The sequence below is a fragment of the Bradyrhizobium sp. Rc3b genome, assembly GCF_900114915.1.
In the GTDB taxonomy this organism is placed as follows: Bacteria; Pseudomonadota; Alphaproteobacteria; order Rhizobiales; family Xanthobacteraceae; genus Bradyrhizobium.
On record NZ_FOUS01000007.1, the window covers coordinates 248,115 to 260,955 of the forward strand.

Annotated in this window: 15 protein-coding genes; 3 read left to right on the top strand and 12 right to left on the bottom strand. The window is 63.6% G+C overall.

The genetic code is table 11. The features are described 5' to 3' along the window. Positions 1-23: 23 nt before the first annotated feature. The 3 genes from BM190_RS18270 to BM190_RS18280 all read right to left on the bottom strand — a co-directional run bounded on the left by BM190_RS18270 (position 24) and on the right by BM190_RS18280 (position 2,580). Positions 24-785: a slipin family protein gene (locus BM190_RS18270; RefSeq protein WP_018320108.1), complete on the bottom strand. Its 762-nt coding sequence runs from the start codon at positions 783-785 to the stop codon at positions 24-26. Then, the gene (locus tag BM190_RS18275) at positions 782-2,200 is read right to left on the bottom strand and encodes an NfeD family protein (protein ID WP_092257378.1); all 1,419 of its coding nucleotides are present in this window, start codon (positions 2,198-2,200) and stop codon (positions 782-784) included. Before BM190_RS18275 ends, BM190_RS18270 begins: the two co-directional genes overlap by 4 nt. A 182-nt stretch (positions 2,201-2,382) precedes the next feature. Continuing rightward, the gene (locus tag BM190_RS18280; protein WP_244550669.1) at positions 2,383-2,580 is read right to left on the bottom strand and encodes a tautomerase family protein; all 198 of its coding nucleotides are present in this window, start codon (positions 2,578-2,580) and stop codon (positions 2,383-2,385) included. On the opposite strand from BM190_RS18280, the gene BM190_RS18285 reads away from it, so the two are divergent. Together BM190_RS18285 and BM190_RS40500 are read left to right on the top strand one after the other, a co-directional pair. Next, positions 2,513-2,698 carry a helix-turn-helix domain-containing protein gene (locus BM190_RS18285; RefSeq protein ID WP_244550670.1) on the top strand — a complete coding sequence of 62 codons (186 nt, stop codon included), beginning with the start codon at positions 2,513-2,515 and terminating at the stop codon, positions 2,696-2,698. The genes BM190_RS18280 and BM190_RS18285 overlap by 68 nt on opposite strands. Positions 2,699-2,963: 265 nt before the next feature. Beyond that, the gene (locus BM190_RS40500) at positions 2,964-3,350 is read left to right on the top strand and encodes a hypothetical protein (RefSeq protein WP_177237145.1); all 387 of its coding nucleotides are present in this window, start codon (positions 2,964-2,966) and stop codon (positions 3,348-3,350) included. A 151-nt stretch (positions 3,351-3,501) separates the two neighbouring features. Here BM190_RS40500 and BM190_RS18290 read toward each other — a convergent pair whose 3' ends face one another. The 5 genes from BM190_RS18290 to BM190_RS18315 all read right to left on the bottom strand — a co-directional run bounded on the left by BM190_RS18290 (position 3,502) and on the right by BM190_RS18315 (position 8,875). Beyond that, complete coding sequence (locus BM190_RS18290; protein WP_092257385.1) at positions 3,502-5,106, bottom strand: TRAP transporter large permease; 1,605 nt, start codon at positions 5,104-5,106, stop codon at positions 3,502-3,504. Next, complete coding sequence (locus BM190_RS18295; RefSeq protein ID WP_092257388.1) at positions 5,103-5,642, bottom strand: TRAP transporter small permease subunit; 540 nt, start codon at positions 5,640-5,642, stop codon at positions 5,103-5,105. Before BM190_RS18295 ends, BM190_RS18290 begins: the two co-directional genes overlap by 4 nt. Positions 5,643-5,946: 304 nt before the next feature. Then, positions 5,947-6,144: a hypothetical protein gene (locus BM190_RS18300; RefSeq protein ID WP_092257774.1), complete on the bottom strand. Its 198-nt coding sequence runs from the start codon at positions 6,142-6,144 to the stop codon at positions 5,947-5,949. 1,155 nt (positions 6,145-7,299) lie between these two features. Further along, entirely contained in the window at positions 7,300-8,073 is a 774-nt protein-coding gene (locus BM190_RS18310; RefSeq protein ID WP_177237146.1) for a gamma-glutamyl-gamma-aminobutyrate hydrolase family protein, read from the bottom strand. A gap of 91 nt (positions 8,074-8,164) precedes the next feature. After that, on the bottom strand, positions 8,165-8,875 hold the full coding sequence (locus BM190_RS18315; protein ID WP_092257390.1) for a hypothetical protein: 711 nt from the start codon (positions 8,873-8,875) through the stop codon (positions 8,165-8,167). A 135-nt stretch (positions 8,876-9,010) separates the two neighbouring features. Between BM190_RS18315 and BM190_RS18320 the strand changes: the two genes are divergently transcribed. After that, positions 9,011-10,150, top strand: a complete 1,140-nt coding sequence (locus BM190_RS18320) for an AI-2E family transporter (RefSeq protein ID WP_177237147.1) — start codon at positions 9,011-9,013, stop codon at positions 10,148-10,150. A gap of 61 nt (positions 10,151-10,211) precedes the next feature. Here BM190_RS18320 and BM190_RS18325 read toward each other — a convergent pair whose 3' ends face one another. The 4 genes from BM190_RS18325 to rpsI all read right to left on the bottom strand — a co-directional run bounded on the left by BM190_RS18325 (position 10,212) and on the right by rpsI (position 12,840). Beyond that, on the bottom strand, positions 10,212-10,508 hold the full coding sequence (locus BM190_RS18325) for an antibiotic biosynthesis monooxygenase family protein (protein ID WP_092257395.1): 297 nt from the start codon (positions 10,506-10,508) through the stop codon (positions 10,212-10,214). Between the two features lie 103 nt (positions 10,509-10,611). Continuing rightward, the gene (locus BM190_RS18330; protein WP_092257398.1) at positions 10,612-10,851 is read right to left on the bottom strand and encodes a hypothetical protein; all 240 of its coding nucleotides are present in this window, start codon (positions 10,849-10,851) and stop codon (positions 10,612-10,614) included. 59 nt (positions 10,852-10,910) lie between these two features. Further along, positions 10,911-12,131, bottom strand: coding sequence for a GGDEF domain-containing protein (locus BM190_RS18335; protein ID WP_018320096.1), 1,221 nt, complete (start codon positions 12,129-12,131; stop codon positions 10,911-10,913). Positions 12,132-12,360: 229 nt separating this feature from the next. Further along, a complete protein-coding gene (rpsI, locus tag BM190_RS18340) occupies positions 12,361-12,840 on the bottom strand; it encodes a 30S ribosomal protein S9 (RefSeq protein WP_018320095.1) in 480 nt (159 codons plus the stop codon). Position 12,841: the final 1 nt, after the last annotated feature.

The window sequence follows — 12,841 nt, forward strand, 5'->3', positions numbered from 1 at the left end:
ATGGGTCAGCCCAATGCTTGTCGCTAAGGATTATCCCGCCGCGGCATAAAATGGTCGAGCAAGCCCGTCGGCAGCGGAAAGACCACAGTCGACGACCGTTCGCCCGCAATATCGTGCAGGGCCGCAAAATAACGCAGCTGCATCGCCTGAGGCTCCTGCGCGAGAATCCGGCCGGCCTCGACGAGCTTTTCGGCAGCCTGCTGCTCGCCCATCGCATTGATCACCTTGGCGCGCCGCAACCGTTCCGCCTCCGCCTGTTTGGCAATCGCGCGCACCATGGTTTCGTTGATATCGACGTCCTTGATCTCGATGCCGGTCACCTTGATGCCCCAGACGTCGGTCTGCTTGTCGAGGATCTCCTGGATGTCGGCGTTCAACCTGTCGCGCTCGGCAAGCATCTCGTCGAGCTCGTGCTTGCCGAGCACCGAGCGCAACGTCGTCTGCGCGAGCTGGCTGGTGGCGGCCATGTAATCGCCGACCTTGATGATGGCACGTTCGGGGTCGACGATGCGGAAGTACAGAACGGCGTTGACCTTGACGGACACGTTGTCCCGCGAAATCACGTCCTGCGGCGGCACGACCTGCACCATTACCCGGAGGTCGACCTTGACGAGTTGCTGCACGACCGGAATGAGGATGATGAGGCCCGGGCCCTTCACGCCGGTAAAACGGCCGAGCGTGAAGATGACGCCACGCTCGTATTCGCGAAGGATTCGAATAGCCTGGGATAGAAACATGATGACAAGCAGCAGAAGCGCCGCATAAGTCAGATATTCCAGCATCATGATGTACCTCCCTCACCGGTCCTGGCCGGTGCGCGCCGTATCAGCAGCGTCAGGTCGACGACGTTCGCGACTTCGACCGTCTCTCCGGGCTTGAACGTTTCGGCGCCGCGCGCCTGCCAGCGCTCGCCATGAGCGAAGACGTGACCTTCGCTCCCACTCCAGTCGAGAACCTCGGCGGGCAAGCCTCGCATCGCCTGCGCGCCGACCCGCTCCGGAGCCCGGGCGGCACGTCTAAGCGAACCAAGCACGACCAGAGCAAAGCCGGCGAACACGGCTGCCGTGGTGCCGATCACCCACCACGACAGGTGGTAGCCGGGCGCCTCGACCCTGAAGAGCATCAGCGCTCCCAGCACGAAAGCGATGATCCCCCCGAGACCGATCACCACCGTCGGATTGAAGGCTTCGACCGTGAGAAGCACGATGCCAACCAGCATCAGGGCAAGGCCGGCATAGTTGATCGGCAGCAAATTGAGCGCATAGAGACCGATCAGCAGGCAGATCGCGCCGACCACGCCGGGAGCGACGGCTCCGGGAGACATGAACTCGAAGATCAGGCCGTAGATGCCGACCATCAGGAGAATGAACGCCACATTCGGATCGGTGATGACCGCCAGGAAGCGGGATATCCATCCGGGGTCGATGGCTTCGACGACCGCATCCTTCGTCGCGAGACGTTGCGTCTTGCCGCCTGCAACCTCGACCACGCGGCCATCGAGCTGCCTCAGCAATTCAGCCTGATCGCGTGCGACGAGTTCGATGGCATGGGACTGCAGCGCACCGTTGGCAGAGAGAGTGGCGGCCTCACGGACCGCCTTCTCCGCCCAGTCCGCATTGCGGCCACGCAGCTCCGCAAGGCTGCGGATGAAGGCAACCGCGTCATTGGTCACCTTTGCCGTCATCGCATCCTTGAACTGATCCTTGGACGGATCCTTGGGCTCGCTCTGCTGGTCGCCGTCCTTCTTGTCCTTGCTGCCCTTGTCCGGTGTACCGCTCGGCAGCCCCGGCAGCGGTCCGCCAATCTGCACCGGCGTTGCCGCACCGATATTGGTGCCCGGCGCCATCGCCGCGATATGGGTCGCATAGAGGATATAGGTCCCCGCGCTCGCCGCGTGGGCGCCGGAGGGAGCGACGTAACCGACAGGGACGGGCGAGGCCAGCACATCCGCAATGATCTCGCGCATGCTGGAATTAAGACCGCCGGGCGTGTTGATTCTCAGAAGCACGACCTCGGCGCGCCGTTCGCTTGCCTTGGCCAAGGCCTCCTTCACGTAACTGGCCGACGCAGGGCCAATGGCCCCTTCGATCGACACAATCAGTGCAAGGCGGCTGTTCTCCTCCGCTGAGCTGGGAAGGAGGCAGCAGATCAAAGCAACGACGCCAATCGCCGCAACGAGGGCCGCCTTCATGGTCTGCACGGCAGGGCTCCCTTGCAGAGCATATGGTGTTGGTCTCTCGAACCTCAATGCAGCCGTGTGCTGGTGCAGGCCCCTGTCGTGATTGTGCGATGCAATGGAAACCGCCCCGCAGATCGGTTGAGCAACGGGGCGGCGGCTGGCGGACCATGCCTTGAGCTGATCCGCCCACGCATTCCGCGCTGCTAGCGCCGCGCGATCCGCACCCCGTCCGTCCCGATCGCGCCGAACGTGCTCGCGATGATCTCAGCTGTCGGCTGCATGCCGCCGAGCGACCAGTGCGTGGGCTCCTGCTCCTCGATCCTGACCCAGACGTTGCGGCGGAAATCCGGGCTGCCCTGCCCTTCGACCTCGACCAGGAGGTCGACAACGCAGCCGATCAAGGCGATCGCGCGCACGACCGGCTATGAGGACGAGAGCAGCTTTCGCAAGGCGTTCCGCAAGCTCACCTTGATGTCGCCGCAGGCCTATCGCGCGCGACGGATGGAGCGGACGATGTGAGGCGGCTTCGAGCCATCCACTTTCGTTCCGCATCTGACTCCACTTCGTTCTCAAAGAACAAATCAGAGCCGCAAAAATCGGGGCGGACCAATTCCTACTGATTGGTTTACGCAGGGCGGATTAGCCGAAGGCGTAATCCGCCGACTGCTGGTGACGCTCACGCGCTCTCCAAAGTCGCCATCCGTGCTGCCGTCTCTTGCCCAGTCCTCCGGAAATAATCCGGACTGTACGTCTCGGGGCATTGAAGCTGCCCCATCAAGACAAGATGGCGGATTACGCCAATCCGCCCTACGGCGCGCTTTGGGCCAATGCGGCGGATGCGAGCAGGAAAAGGACGGCGACGGTAGCGCTGCGCTTCATCGCGAGGCCATCCCGTCGCGGGAGAGATTCGGCCATTGAGCTGCCCTTAGCGAACAACGCCAGCCGCGTCGTCGCCGCTCGGAATCAGCCAATCGAGCCCGATCAAGCACGCTTCGAGGATAACGAACGCGACAATGCCACCGACCCAGCCGAAGAAGACGATGGAAAAGGTCCCGAGCAAGATTGCGCAAAACAGGTCGGAAAGCACCTTGCAGACGCGGAAGTCTCGGTCATGTCCAGATGGGAGATACGGCATCGGGCTCCCCTTTCGCTGCTCTGGACCTGGACTTAGCCACAGCGCGACGCGACCGTCTACTCCGCCAGCCTGCTGATCAGTTGCGCCGTCGCAATCGAGGTCCGCGGCTCCCTGCGCAAGGGCAGCGTTCGCAGGTCACCGACAGCCCTGCAATATTTTGGGATCAATCCCCGGGCGGGGACCTTTCTCAATTCTTCGGCTGGCCGAAATCGAGCGGCGGCGGCAGCTCGACGTCGGGAATTTCGATCTTGATCTTGTCCAGATCCACCTTGATGGGAGCATCCAGCAGCCCGGTGACCGTGATCGGGAATGCGATGACGACCGCAACCATGATCGCCTGCAGGCCGATCCAAGGCATCGCGCCCCAATAGATGTCCGAGCTCTTGACCTCTTTCGGCGCCACGCCCCGCAGGTAGAACAAGGCAAAGCCGAACGGAGGATGCAGGAAGGAGGTCTGCATGTTGACGCAGAGCATGACACCGAACCAGATCAAGGCGGCATCCGCCCCCACCACGGGGGTGAGCAGCTTCTGCGCGATCGGCGCGATCATCGGGATGATGATGAAGGCGATCTCGAAGAAGTCGAGGAAGAAGGCGATGAAGAAGATGAACAGGTTCATGAAGATCAGGAAGCCCCAGACCCCGCCCGGCAGCGATGTCAGCATGTGCTCCAGCCAGACCCCACCGTTGCAACCGAGAAAGACGATTGAGAAGCAGGTCGATCCGATCAGGATGAACGTCACCATGCAGGTGATGCGCATCGTGGTCTCGTAGCCCTGCTTGACCAGCATGCGCAGGTCCGGAATCCTGATGGCCTCGATGCAAACCCAGGCGACGGCGAGATAGGCAATCGCGAACGCGATCTTGAACGGCAGATTCGGCGTGAGGTAGATGCCGATGATCGTGCCGACGCCCGCCGCCGCAACGCCGACCAGCAGCACCTTGTGACCAGCCGAGCTGAAATCCTTGTGATGGATGACTGCAAGGACGATCGCGCCGACGGCGCCCATCGCGCCCGCTTCGGTCGGGGTGGCAAGGCCAAGCATCATCGTGCCGAGCACCACGAAGATCAGAACGGCGGACGGGATGATGCCCAGAAGGCATTTGCGCCAGAGCGCCCAGCCCGTGAGCGTCCTTGCTTCCTTGGGCACCGCCGGGACGTGGCCCGGCTTGATCACGCTCAGCGCAAACGTGTAGCCGGCGAAGAGTGCGATCTGGAGGATCGATGGGCCCCAGGCGCCCAGATACATGTCGCCGACCGACTTCCCGAGCTGGTCCGCGAGCACGATCAGAACCAGCGAGGGAGGCACCAGCTGGGTAATGGTGCCGGAGGCTGCGAGCACGCCGGTGATGTAGCGCATGTTGTAGCCGTAGCGGATCATCACCGGCATCGAGATCAGCGCCATCGCAATGACCTGCGCCGCCACCGTCCCCGTGATCGCACCGAGGATGAAGCCGACGATAATCACGGAATAGCCAAGACCGCCGCGAACCGGGCCGAACAGCTGCCCCATTGAATCCAGCATATCCTCGGCGAGGCCGCATCGTTCGAGGATCGCGCCCATGAACGTGAAGAACGGAATTGCCAGCAGCAGCTCGTTGGCGAGAACGCTGCCGTAGATGCGCTCCGGAATGGCCTGGAGAAAGCTGAATCCGAAAAATCCCTCGTGGATCGCGAGGAATCCAAACGAAAGCCCGAGGGCAGCCAGCGTGAACGCGACCGGAAATCCGATCAGCATGGCCAGGACCAGCCCGCCGAACATCAGCGGCGGCATCATCTCAATCGTGATCATTGGGTCGGCCGCTCATATTTTGCGTCGATCGTGACTTCACCGCGCAAGGCGGCGGCGCGTTTGATGGCCTCCGAGACGCCCTGCAGAGCGACCATGAAGAACCCGGCCGGCAGCACGAACTTGATCGGCCACCGCAGGAGGCCGCCCGCGTTGTTGGACATCTCTCCGATGATGAACGAGTTGTAGAACATCGCCCATGAGAGGTAGCTGAGGAGCAGGCACGCCGGGACGAGGAAGACCAATGTCCCGATCAGGTCGAGCCACAGCTGGCCACGCTCGGACAGCATGAGGTAGAGGATTTCGACGCGCACATGCTCGTTGCGCTTGAAAGTATAGGACGAGCCGAACATCACGATGACGGCGAACATGTACCACTGCGTCTCGAGCCAGCTGTTGGAGCTGTAGCTGAAGGCATACCGGATCATCGCATTTGCGGCGCTGACCACGCAGGCCGCGAGCACCAGAATATTGCAGACGCTACCGACCTTTTCGTTCAGCCAGTCGATAGCCGTACTCACCGCCAACAATGGGCGCATCGATGCCTTGTCCCCCTTGCTGAGTGCTACCCCCGAACGCGCAGGACCATGGCGCTGTATCAGCGACCATCCAGGTCTGCGCGGGAGCTAGTTCACCCTCCTGATGCTTCCGCTCGTTCTTGTTGTCGGTTTTCGCCGAGATGTGTTCGGGTCTCGGCCGCGCGTGAAGCACGGCACCTTTACCGTCAGCAATTTCGTGGTCAACTGGAAAATGGACAGTTTGCCGCAGCGATCGCAAAAATGGGTCACTGTGCCTAATTTGGTCGATGCACGGGGCAGCCGGCAATCCGGCTCTCGGACCCGCCTAACCCTCGACGTCGTACTGCTTGCAGAGGTGATCGCCGATCTGGACAAGCATGGCGACGCATTCGGGGTAGCCGGGCCGATCCGAGGTGGCCCGATCTGCGCTGGCCCGAAACTCCCAGGAACGACCCTCGCGGAGGATCGAAATCGTCATTCCATCGGGACAGTCGGCATGAACCTTCAACTCGGCCTTGGCCATGGCGATCAGCTCGCTTTCGGTCTTGCAGGTCTGCTCATGAAAGTCATCCTCCGTCGCGGGACAGAACTTAAGGTGTATCTGCCGAACCCACCAAGCAAGTCTTTCCGATAAAGCGGCTCCCGGCATTGGGATAGCGCAATGCGTCCCTGCCATGGCCAATCCCGCGAAGCGTCGGGCAAAACACCCGGTCAAGCCCTCCGCGTAAAAATATTCCACTTTCCCGAATTTCGGATTTGTGGCATAAGCGCCTCATCCCGGCCTGCCAAAGGGGCGCTTCGCGATCGTCACGAGATGCGGGCCGGGTGGCGGTGGACGCGGTAGCGCCGGCGCGGCTCGGCATGATGACAGGGCGGGCAACCGTGAGTCCTCAGGCGACGCGATACGACCCGGCGCGGTCACAGCGGTTTCGTCGATGCCTGGGGGCGAGCACACGCAAGCTTCCGGATATTCCGGCGGGATCGTCCGCGGACGGAGAAGTCGTGTGGTCCTGACGCCCGGGGTCTGTGCGTCAAGGCTTGCGGTGATGCGGCGGCCCGACCGGGCACGCGCATCGATCATTCCCGCAAGGCGACGGGGGCAATAGTGCATCGCTCCCCGGGGAGAGCACGAAGGACACCGTTAAAAACCAGCCGCGCAGGGAAGGCCGGGCGACCGGCATCACCTGCGGTCCACCCCGTGTACATCTTCGTCGCGCACGGACTTGCGGGTGCCGCCGGCGCCCGGCCTTCCCTGCGCCCTTTGGCTTTCAAAGAGCGCGACGACAGCAAGCCTCGGGCGAAATGCGCCGCGAGACTGCGAAGGCGTGTCTGCACACTCACTCACCGTCATCGCCCGGCCAGTGCGCAATTGCGCACTAGGACCGCACGATCCAGTATTCCAGAGACCGTTGTGATAGAACCGATAAGCTGCGGCGTACCGGATTCCCCGCTCCAGTGCGCAATTGCGCACAAGGCGGGGAATGACAGCGTCCCTGGAGAAGCAAGCTGTCACCTCATACTCCGTCATTGCGAGGAGCTCTTGCGACGAAGCATTCCAGAATCCCACCGCGGAAAGACTCTGGATTGCTTCCGCCTTCGCCAAGGCTTCGGCGAACAAGTCGCTGCGCTCGCAATGATGAGCTTGACGCAGCTGTGCGCCAGATTTCGCTCTCGTGCCCTACGCCGCCGCGCGCTGCCGCGCGACCAGCGCTTCGCCGAAGGCTTCGAACAGCTTGCGGTTGACCGGATTGCGCTGGGGATCGTATTCGGCGTGCCATTGCACGCCGAGCGCGAAGGTCGGGGCTTCCGCGATCCGGATCGCCTCGATGGTGCCGTCCTCGGCAACACCCTCGATCAGCACGCGCTTGCCGGGCTCGAGGATGCCCTGGCCATGCAGCGAATTGACCCTGATCTTCTCGCAGCCGAGCAGTTTTGCGAACGCCCCGCCCGGCGTCAGCTCGACGTCGTGACGGTCGGCGAACACCACGGTCGGATCGGGGTGGATCTCGCCGTTCTCGAGCCGGGGCATGCGATGGTTCATGCGGCCGGGAATTTCGCGGATCTCGGGATGCAGCGAGCCGCCGAAGGCGACGTTCATCTCCTGCAGGCCGCGGCAGATGCCGAACAGCGGCACACCGCGGGCGACGCAGGCGACCGAAAGCGCCAGCGCCACCTCGTCACGATGGATATCGTACGGCTCGTGGCGCTCACACGGGTCGACATTGAAGCGGGTCGGATGGACATTGGCGCGCGCGCCGGTGAGCACGATCCCGTCGACCACGTCGAGCAGCGCGCCGATATCGGTGATATCGGGCGCACCTGCGAACATCATCGGCAGGCCACCGGAAACCTCGGCCACGGCGCGCAAATTGCGCTCGCCGACCATCTGGACCTGAAATCGATTTTCGACGCGATGGGCATTCCCGATCACGCCGACGACCGGCTTTCTCATCTGTCGTTCCGCGCCTCTCCGATAAGAAGATTCTCCAAACATGCCCTTGGGCTGGAACAAATTCAACAGAAGGGATCGCGGGACGGCAATGCTATTTTCGCGCAAATGCCTCCCGGGCCTCGCCCCCGGCGGGCAGCCCGGCGGCCTGCAGTGCGGTTGCCGCCGGATCGCCCGGCGCGGCCAGCCATGGCAGTTTCGCGTCGATGCCGCGCGTCACGGGCTCTCCGAGCGCCCCACCGAAATCAACCGGCCAGAACCCGTTGGGCACGACTTCGACCGTGAGGCCACGGATCGCATAACCCTCGCCCAGAACCGCCTCCGCGTGGTCGGCGGCGACAACGCGCGCCGTCTTGGGATCCTTGGGATCGCCAAAGCTGACGAGCACCGGCACGAGGTCTCCCTGCACCGGGACAACGCCGGTCTGCCGGTGGATATCGTTGAACGAGACGCGGTTGCCGCGCGCGGCGCCATAGGCACGGAGCGCGACATAATTGATGTCGTCGAAGTCCAGCTTCGCGTCCTGCCGGTGCGCCAACAATGCCACCAGATTCTTGCCTTTGGCGCCGGCTTGGCCGAGGTCGACGAACACGGCCTCCCCGCGCGTGGTGGTGCGGCCGCCGCGGTTATAGTTGCGGTCGGGCACGACGGCCAGAACGCCGGATCCGGTCTTGATGCCGTCAGGTGTCGTGACCTCGACCGTGAGACGAAATTTGTGGCCGGGCCGGTTGATCCGGATCTGGTCGCCGACCACGATCACGGCCAGAAGCCCGAGCAGACCGGCCCATTTGCTGATGAAGCTCAAACCGCCCCCATTGTTCTTTCCTCATCGCTCTGCACCGTCGGCGCGCCGACGTCAAACCAGCGCGTTGACGCGGTCTTGATCCGAAGCGCGTTTGTCGAGAGAGTGCGGCGCGCATTGCGCTGAAAAGGACCCGATGTGACCATGTCCAAAGATGAACGCTCCCGGACCCGCGGCGACCTCGCTTGGGCGATCTCGGTCGGGGGCATCGGCGTCGTGCTGTTCACCGCGCTGCTCGCCTTCACCTGGTATTTCGCCGCCACCCTGCTGCTGATCTTCACCGGCATGCTGCTTGGCCTCGGCCTCAACGCGCTGACGGGCGCGCTCGGCCGCCGCGTGCCCCTGCCGCATCCGGTGCGGCTCGCGATCGTCTGCACCGCGCTCGCTTTGATGCTCGCCGGCATCGCCTATCTCGGCGGCGCCACCATCGCCGAACAGGCTTCGCTGCTGAGCAAGACCATCAAGTCGCAGATCGGGAACGTGAAGTCGTTCCTGGACAACCACGGCATCGACACCAGCTTCTTCGATTTCGGCAACGGCGCGACCGACGCCTCGGCCACTGCGCCCTCGGAGACGGCGCCCGCACCAGCAGCGCCCTCGCGCGGTCCCCTGCCCGGCGCCGGCGCGCTGGCCTCCAGCGGCGGCGCGATCGTGAGCCAGACCTTCAAGCTGCTGCTCGGCACCATCCACGGTGTCGGCAACATCTTTATCGTGCTGTTCCTGGGCTTCGCCTTCGCCGCCCAGCCGGCCGTCTATCACGACGGCCTGCTGTTCCTGGCGCCGGCGAGGCACCGCACCCGCGTCGCCCTGATCATCGACCGCACAGCCGAGACGCTGGAGCGCTGGCTGATCGCGCAGATCATCGTCATGCTCGCGGTCGGCGTGGTGACCTGGATCGGGCTTGCCGTCATCGGCATCCCCAGCTCGTTCATCCTGGGAATTCAGGCCGGCCTGCTCGCCTTCATCCCGACCATCGGGGCCATCATCGCCGGCGTCGTCGTGGTGCTGGCGAGCCTCGCCTCGGGCTGGATCCCGGCGCTATCGGCCTTTCTGCTCTTCATGGGCGTGCACGCCATGGAGAGCTACGTGCTGACGCCGATCTTGCAGCGGCAGGCGCTGGACATCCCGCCGGCCACGCTGTTCGCCTTCCAGATCTTGCTCGGCGTCGTGTTCGGCATCTGGGGCCTGGCGCTGGCACTGCCGCTAGTGGCCATCGCCAAGGTCATGATCGACCATTTCAAGACCTATGAGGCGGCGCCTCTGGCAGAAGCGGCGTAGAGCATGATCCGGAAAAGTGTGCAGCGGTTTTCCGATTAGATCATGCTCCAGAAATAAGCCCTCAGGTCGTGAGCACAGTCTCGGTGTGCTCGACCTCGGGCGGCGAGGCAAAGTACTGGCCAACGAGGCCGCGCCATTCGGTGAAATTCTCCGAGCCGCGGAAATCGACGGTGTGGTTTTCCAGCGTCGCCCATTTCACCATCAGCCGGTAGCGCTGCGGCTTTTCGATCGATTTGTGCAGCTCAAAACCGTGAAAGCCCTTGGAGCGGCCGAAGTCGGCCTTGGCCTTGGCGACGGCGGCCTCAAAATCCTTCTCGCTGCCCGGCTTGACGTCGATTTGCGCGATCTCGGTGATCATCGGTTTCCACCCGTTTTTTGTTCGATAGGCGTGTCTAGCGCAGCCGGCGAAAAAGAAAAAGGCGCCGAAACGGCGCCCTGGTCGGTCCAAAAATGCAGGTCTCTCAGATGAGCAGCAGAACGCTGCCCGCCACGATCAGGACGCAGCCGATGAACAGCGCGAGCGGCCAGTAGCTGCGGCGGCCTTGCGTGTAACGCCCCTGCGCGCGGCGCTCGGTGATCAGCGCGCTCTCGTATTCATCCGCAGTGGAGAACAGACAGGCGAAACCGCTGCGTGCCGAGGCTGCAGCGGCTTCGAGCGACATCAGGGCAGCTTGCGGATTCTGTCGACGGATCGATTCCATGACCGCAATGGTAGGGATCGAATGGTAAACAGAGGATTACCGCGATGCTGCCTTGCGTCTCAGGCGGTGGCCGGCCGCGGCTGCGGCGCACTGATCCGCGCGGCGCTCTGGCGGCGCCAGTTCTCCAGCGACAGCGGCAGCTCCTCCGCCGCCTCGACGCGGTTACGGCCGCCGCGCTTGGCCTGGTAGAGCGCGGTGTCGGCGGATGCCAGCAGCACCTCGAGCTCGGTGCCGGCGGGCCCGCCGGCGACGCCGATGCTGACGGTGGTGTCGACCGGGCCTTCGTCGACCACGACGCCAGAGGTCTCGAACGCCTCGCGCACGCGCTCGGCGACCAGCACGCCCTCCTCCAGCGAACACGGCAGCAGCGCGGCGAACTCCTCGCCGCCGATGCGGCCCGACATGTCGGTGATGCGTAAGTTGCTGACGACGACGGTCGAGAACAGTTTCAGCATCTCGTCGCCGGCGGGGTGGCCGAAGCGGTCGTTGATCGACTTGAAGTGATCGATGTCGAAGATCATCACGGTCACGGGACGTCCGGCCTTGGCCTCGCGCTCGATCACGCGGCCGCAGGCTTCCGAGAAGCCGCGGCGGTTGAGCATGCCGGTCAGGGGATCGGTCGACGCGGCGGTGCGGTGCGCGGTCACGGTGCGCTCGGACACCAGCATGAAGATCACGAACACGGTGCCGACGGCATAGAGGATCAGTTCGACCGCGAACACCTTGACCCAGATGCTCTGGGAGAAGCCGGCATCGTGCGGACGCAGGAAACTGCCGATCAGGACCGGCAGCATCAACACGCAGCCATGCATCACCGGCATCACGAAGGCGGGCCAGCGCCGCTGCAGGCTCTTGCGCCGTTCGGTCCAGAGCTCGCTGGCGGTCAGTGCCGCATAAACCGAGACGATGCCGGCGCCGACGATCATCCGCAACATGGATGCCTCGGGGGCGAGCAGCGTGACGGCGGCGACCCAGGCGAGCGCACCGAGCACGAGACCCGGCCAGTTCGGCTTGCGGCCGTGGAAGACGCGCGCCGCATTCCACACCATGCCGCAGGCGACGAAGCCGACCGCGTTCAGCGCAAGGTAAAGATGCGGGCCCAGCCTGTCGCCGGCTGCGGTCCACAGCGCGACGGAGGCGGCACCGAGCAGATACGCGGTGCCCCACCATTTCAGTGCAGGGCTGTTCTCCTGCCTGCCGAAAAACACCATCATGGCGCCGAGCAGTGCGGCAACCATGGTGGCGACCAAATAGAGCGTGATGCTATCGAGCGACATCATGTCGGCCCCCTTTAAGACATAGCAGTTACGCGACCGGCCCCAGCCGTTTGCGCGCCCTTCCGAATGCGACGCTAGGTCGCGCGAGTTCCATTCAGGTTTTCGCGGGAGGCCAAGTTTTCGGGAAACACGCCATCAATTTGCATACAAACGAACAACAAAAAGGGCGCTGAAATCAGCGCCCTTTTGCATCTCATTGAAGCCGCTTTCGCGGCGAATGTGACCGAAGCGATTAACGCTTCGAGAACTGGAAGGACCGGCGGGCCTTGGCCTTGCCGTACTTCTTGCGCTCGACCACGCGGGAGTCGCGGGTCAGGAAGCCGCCCTTCTTGAGCACGGAGCGCAGCTCCGGCTCGAAATAGGTCAGCGCCTTGGAGATGCCGTGACGGACCGCGCCGGCCTGGCCGGACAGGCCGCCGCCGGCAACCGTGCAGATCACGTCGTACTGGCCCGAACGCTGGGCCACGGAGAACGGCTGCTCGATCATCATGCGCAGCACGGGACGGGCGAAATAGACCTCGACCTCGCGCGAGTTGACGGTGACCTTGCCGGCGCCCGGCTTGATCCAGACGCGGGCGACCGCGTCCTTGCGCTTGCCGGTGGCATAGGCGCGGTTGAACTTGTCGACCTTCTTCTCGTGCTTGGGCGCATCGGGCGCCGCCGCCGTCTTGAGCTGCGAGAGCTGGTCGAGCGACTGGATGGATTCGGCCATA

Coding starts and splice junctions, on each gene's coding strand:
- BM190_RS18270 (WP_018320108.1), bottom strand. CDS start 785: ATGATGCTGGAATATCTGACTTATGCGGCGCTTCTGCTGCTTGTCATC.
- BM190_RS40500 (WP_177237145.1), top strand. CDS start 2,964: ATGGCGGATTACGCCAATCCGCCCTACGGCGCGCTTTGGGCCAATGCG.
- BM190_RS18290 (WP_092257385.1), bottom strand. CDS start 5,106: ATGATCACGATTGAGATGATGCCGCCGCTGATGTTCGGCGGGCTGGTC.
- BM190_RS18295 (WP_092257388.1), bottom strand. CDS start 5,642: ATGCGCCCATTGTTGGCGGTGAGTACGGCTATCGACTGGCTGAACGAA.
- BM190_RS18300 (WP_092257774.1), bottom strand. CDS start 6,144: ATGGCCAAGGCCGAGTTGAAGGTTCATGCCGACTGTCCCGATGGAATG.
- BM190_RS18310 (WP_177237146.1), bottom strand. CDS start 8,073: ATGAGAAAGCCGGTCGTCGGCGTGATCGGGAATGCCCATCGCGTCGAA.
- BM190_RS18325 (WP_092257395.1), bottom strand. CDS start 10,508: ATGATCACCGAGATCGCGCAAATCGACGTCAAGCCGGGCAGCGAGAAG.
- BM190_RS18330 (WP_092257398.1), bottom strand. CDS start 10,851: ATGGAATCGATCCGTCGACAGAATCCGCAAGCTGCCCTGATGTCGCTC.
- BM190_RS18335 (WP_018320096.1), bottom strand. CDS start 12,131: ATGATGTCGCTCGATAGCATCACGCTCTATTTGGTCGCCACCATGGTT.
- rpsI (WP_018320095.1), bottom strand. CDS start 12,840: ATGGCCGAATCCATCCAGTCGCTCGACCAGCTCTCGCAGCTCAAGACG.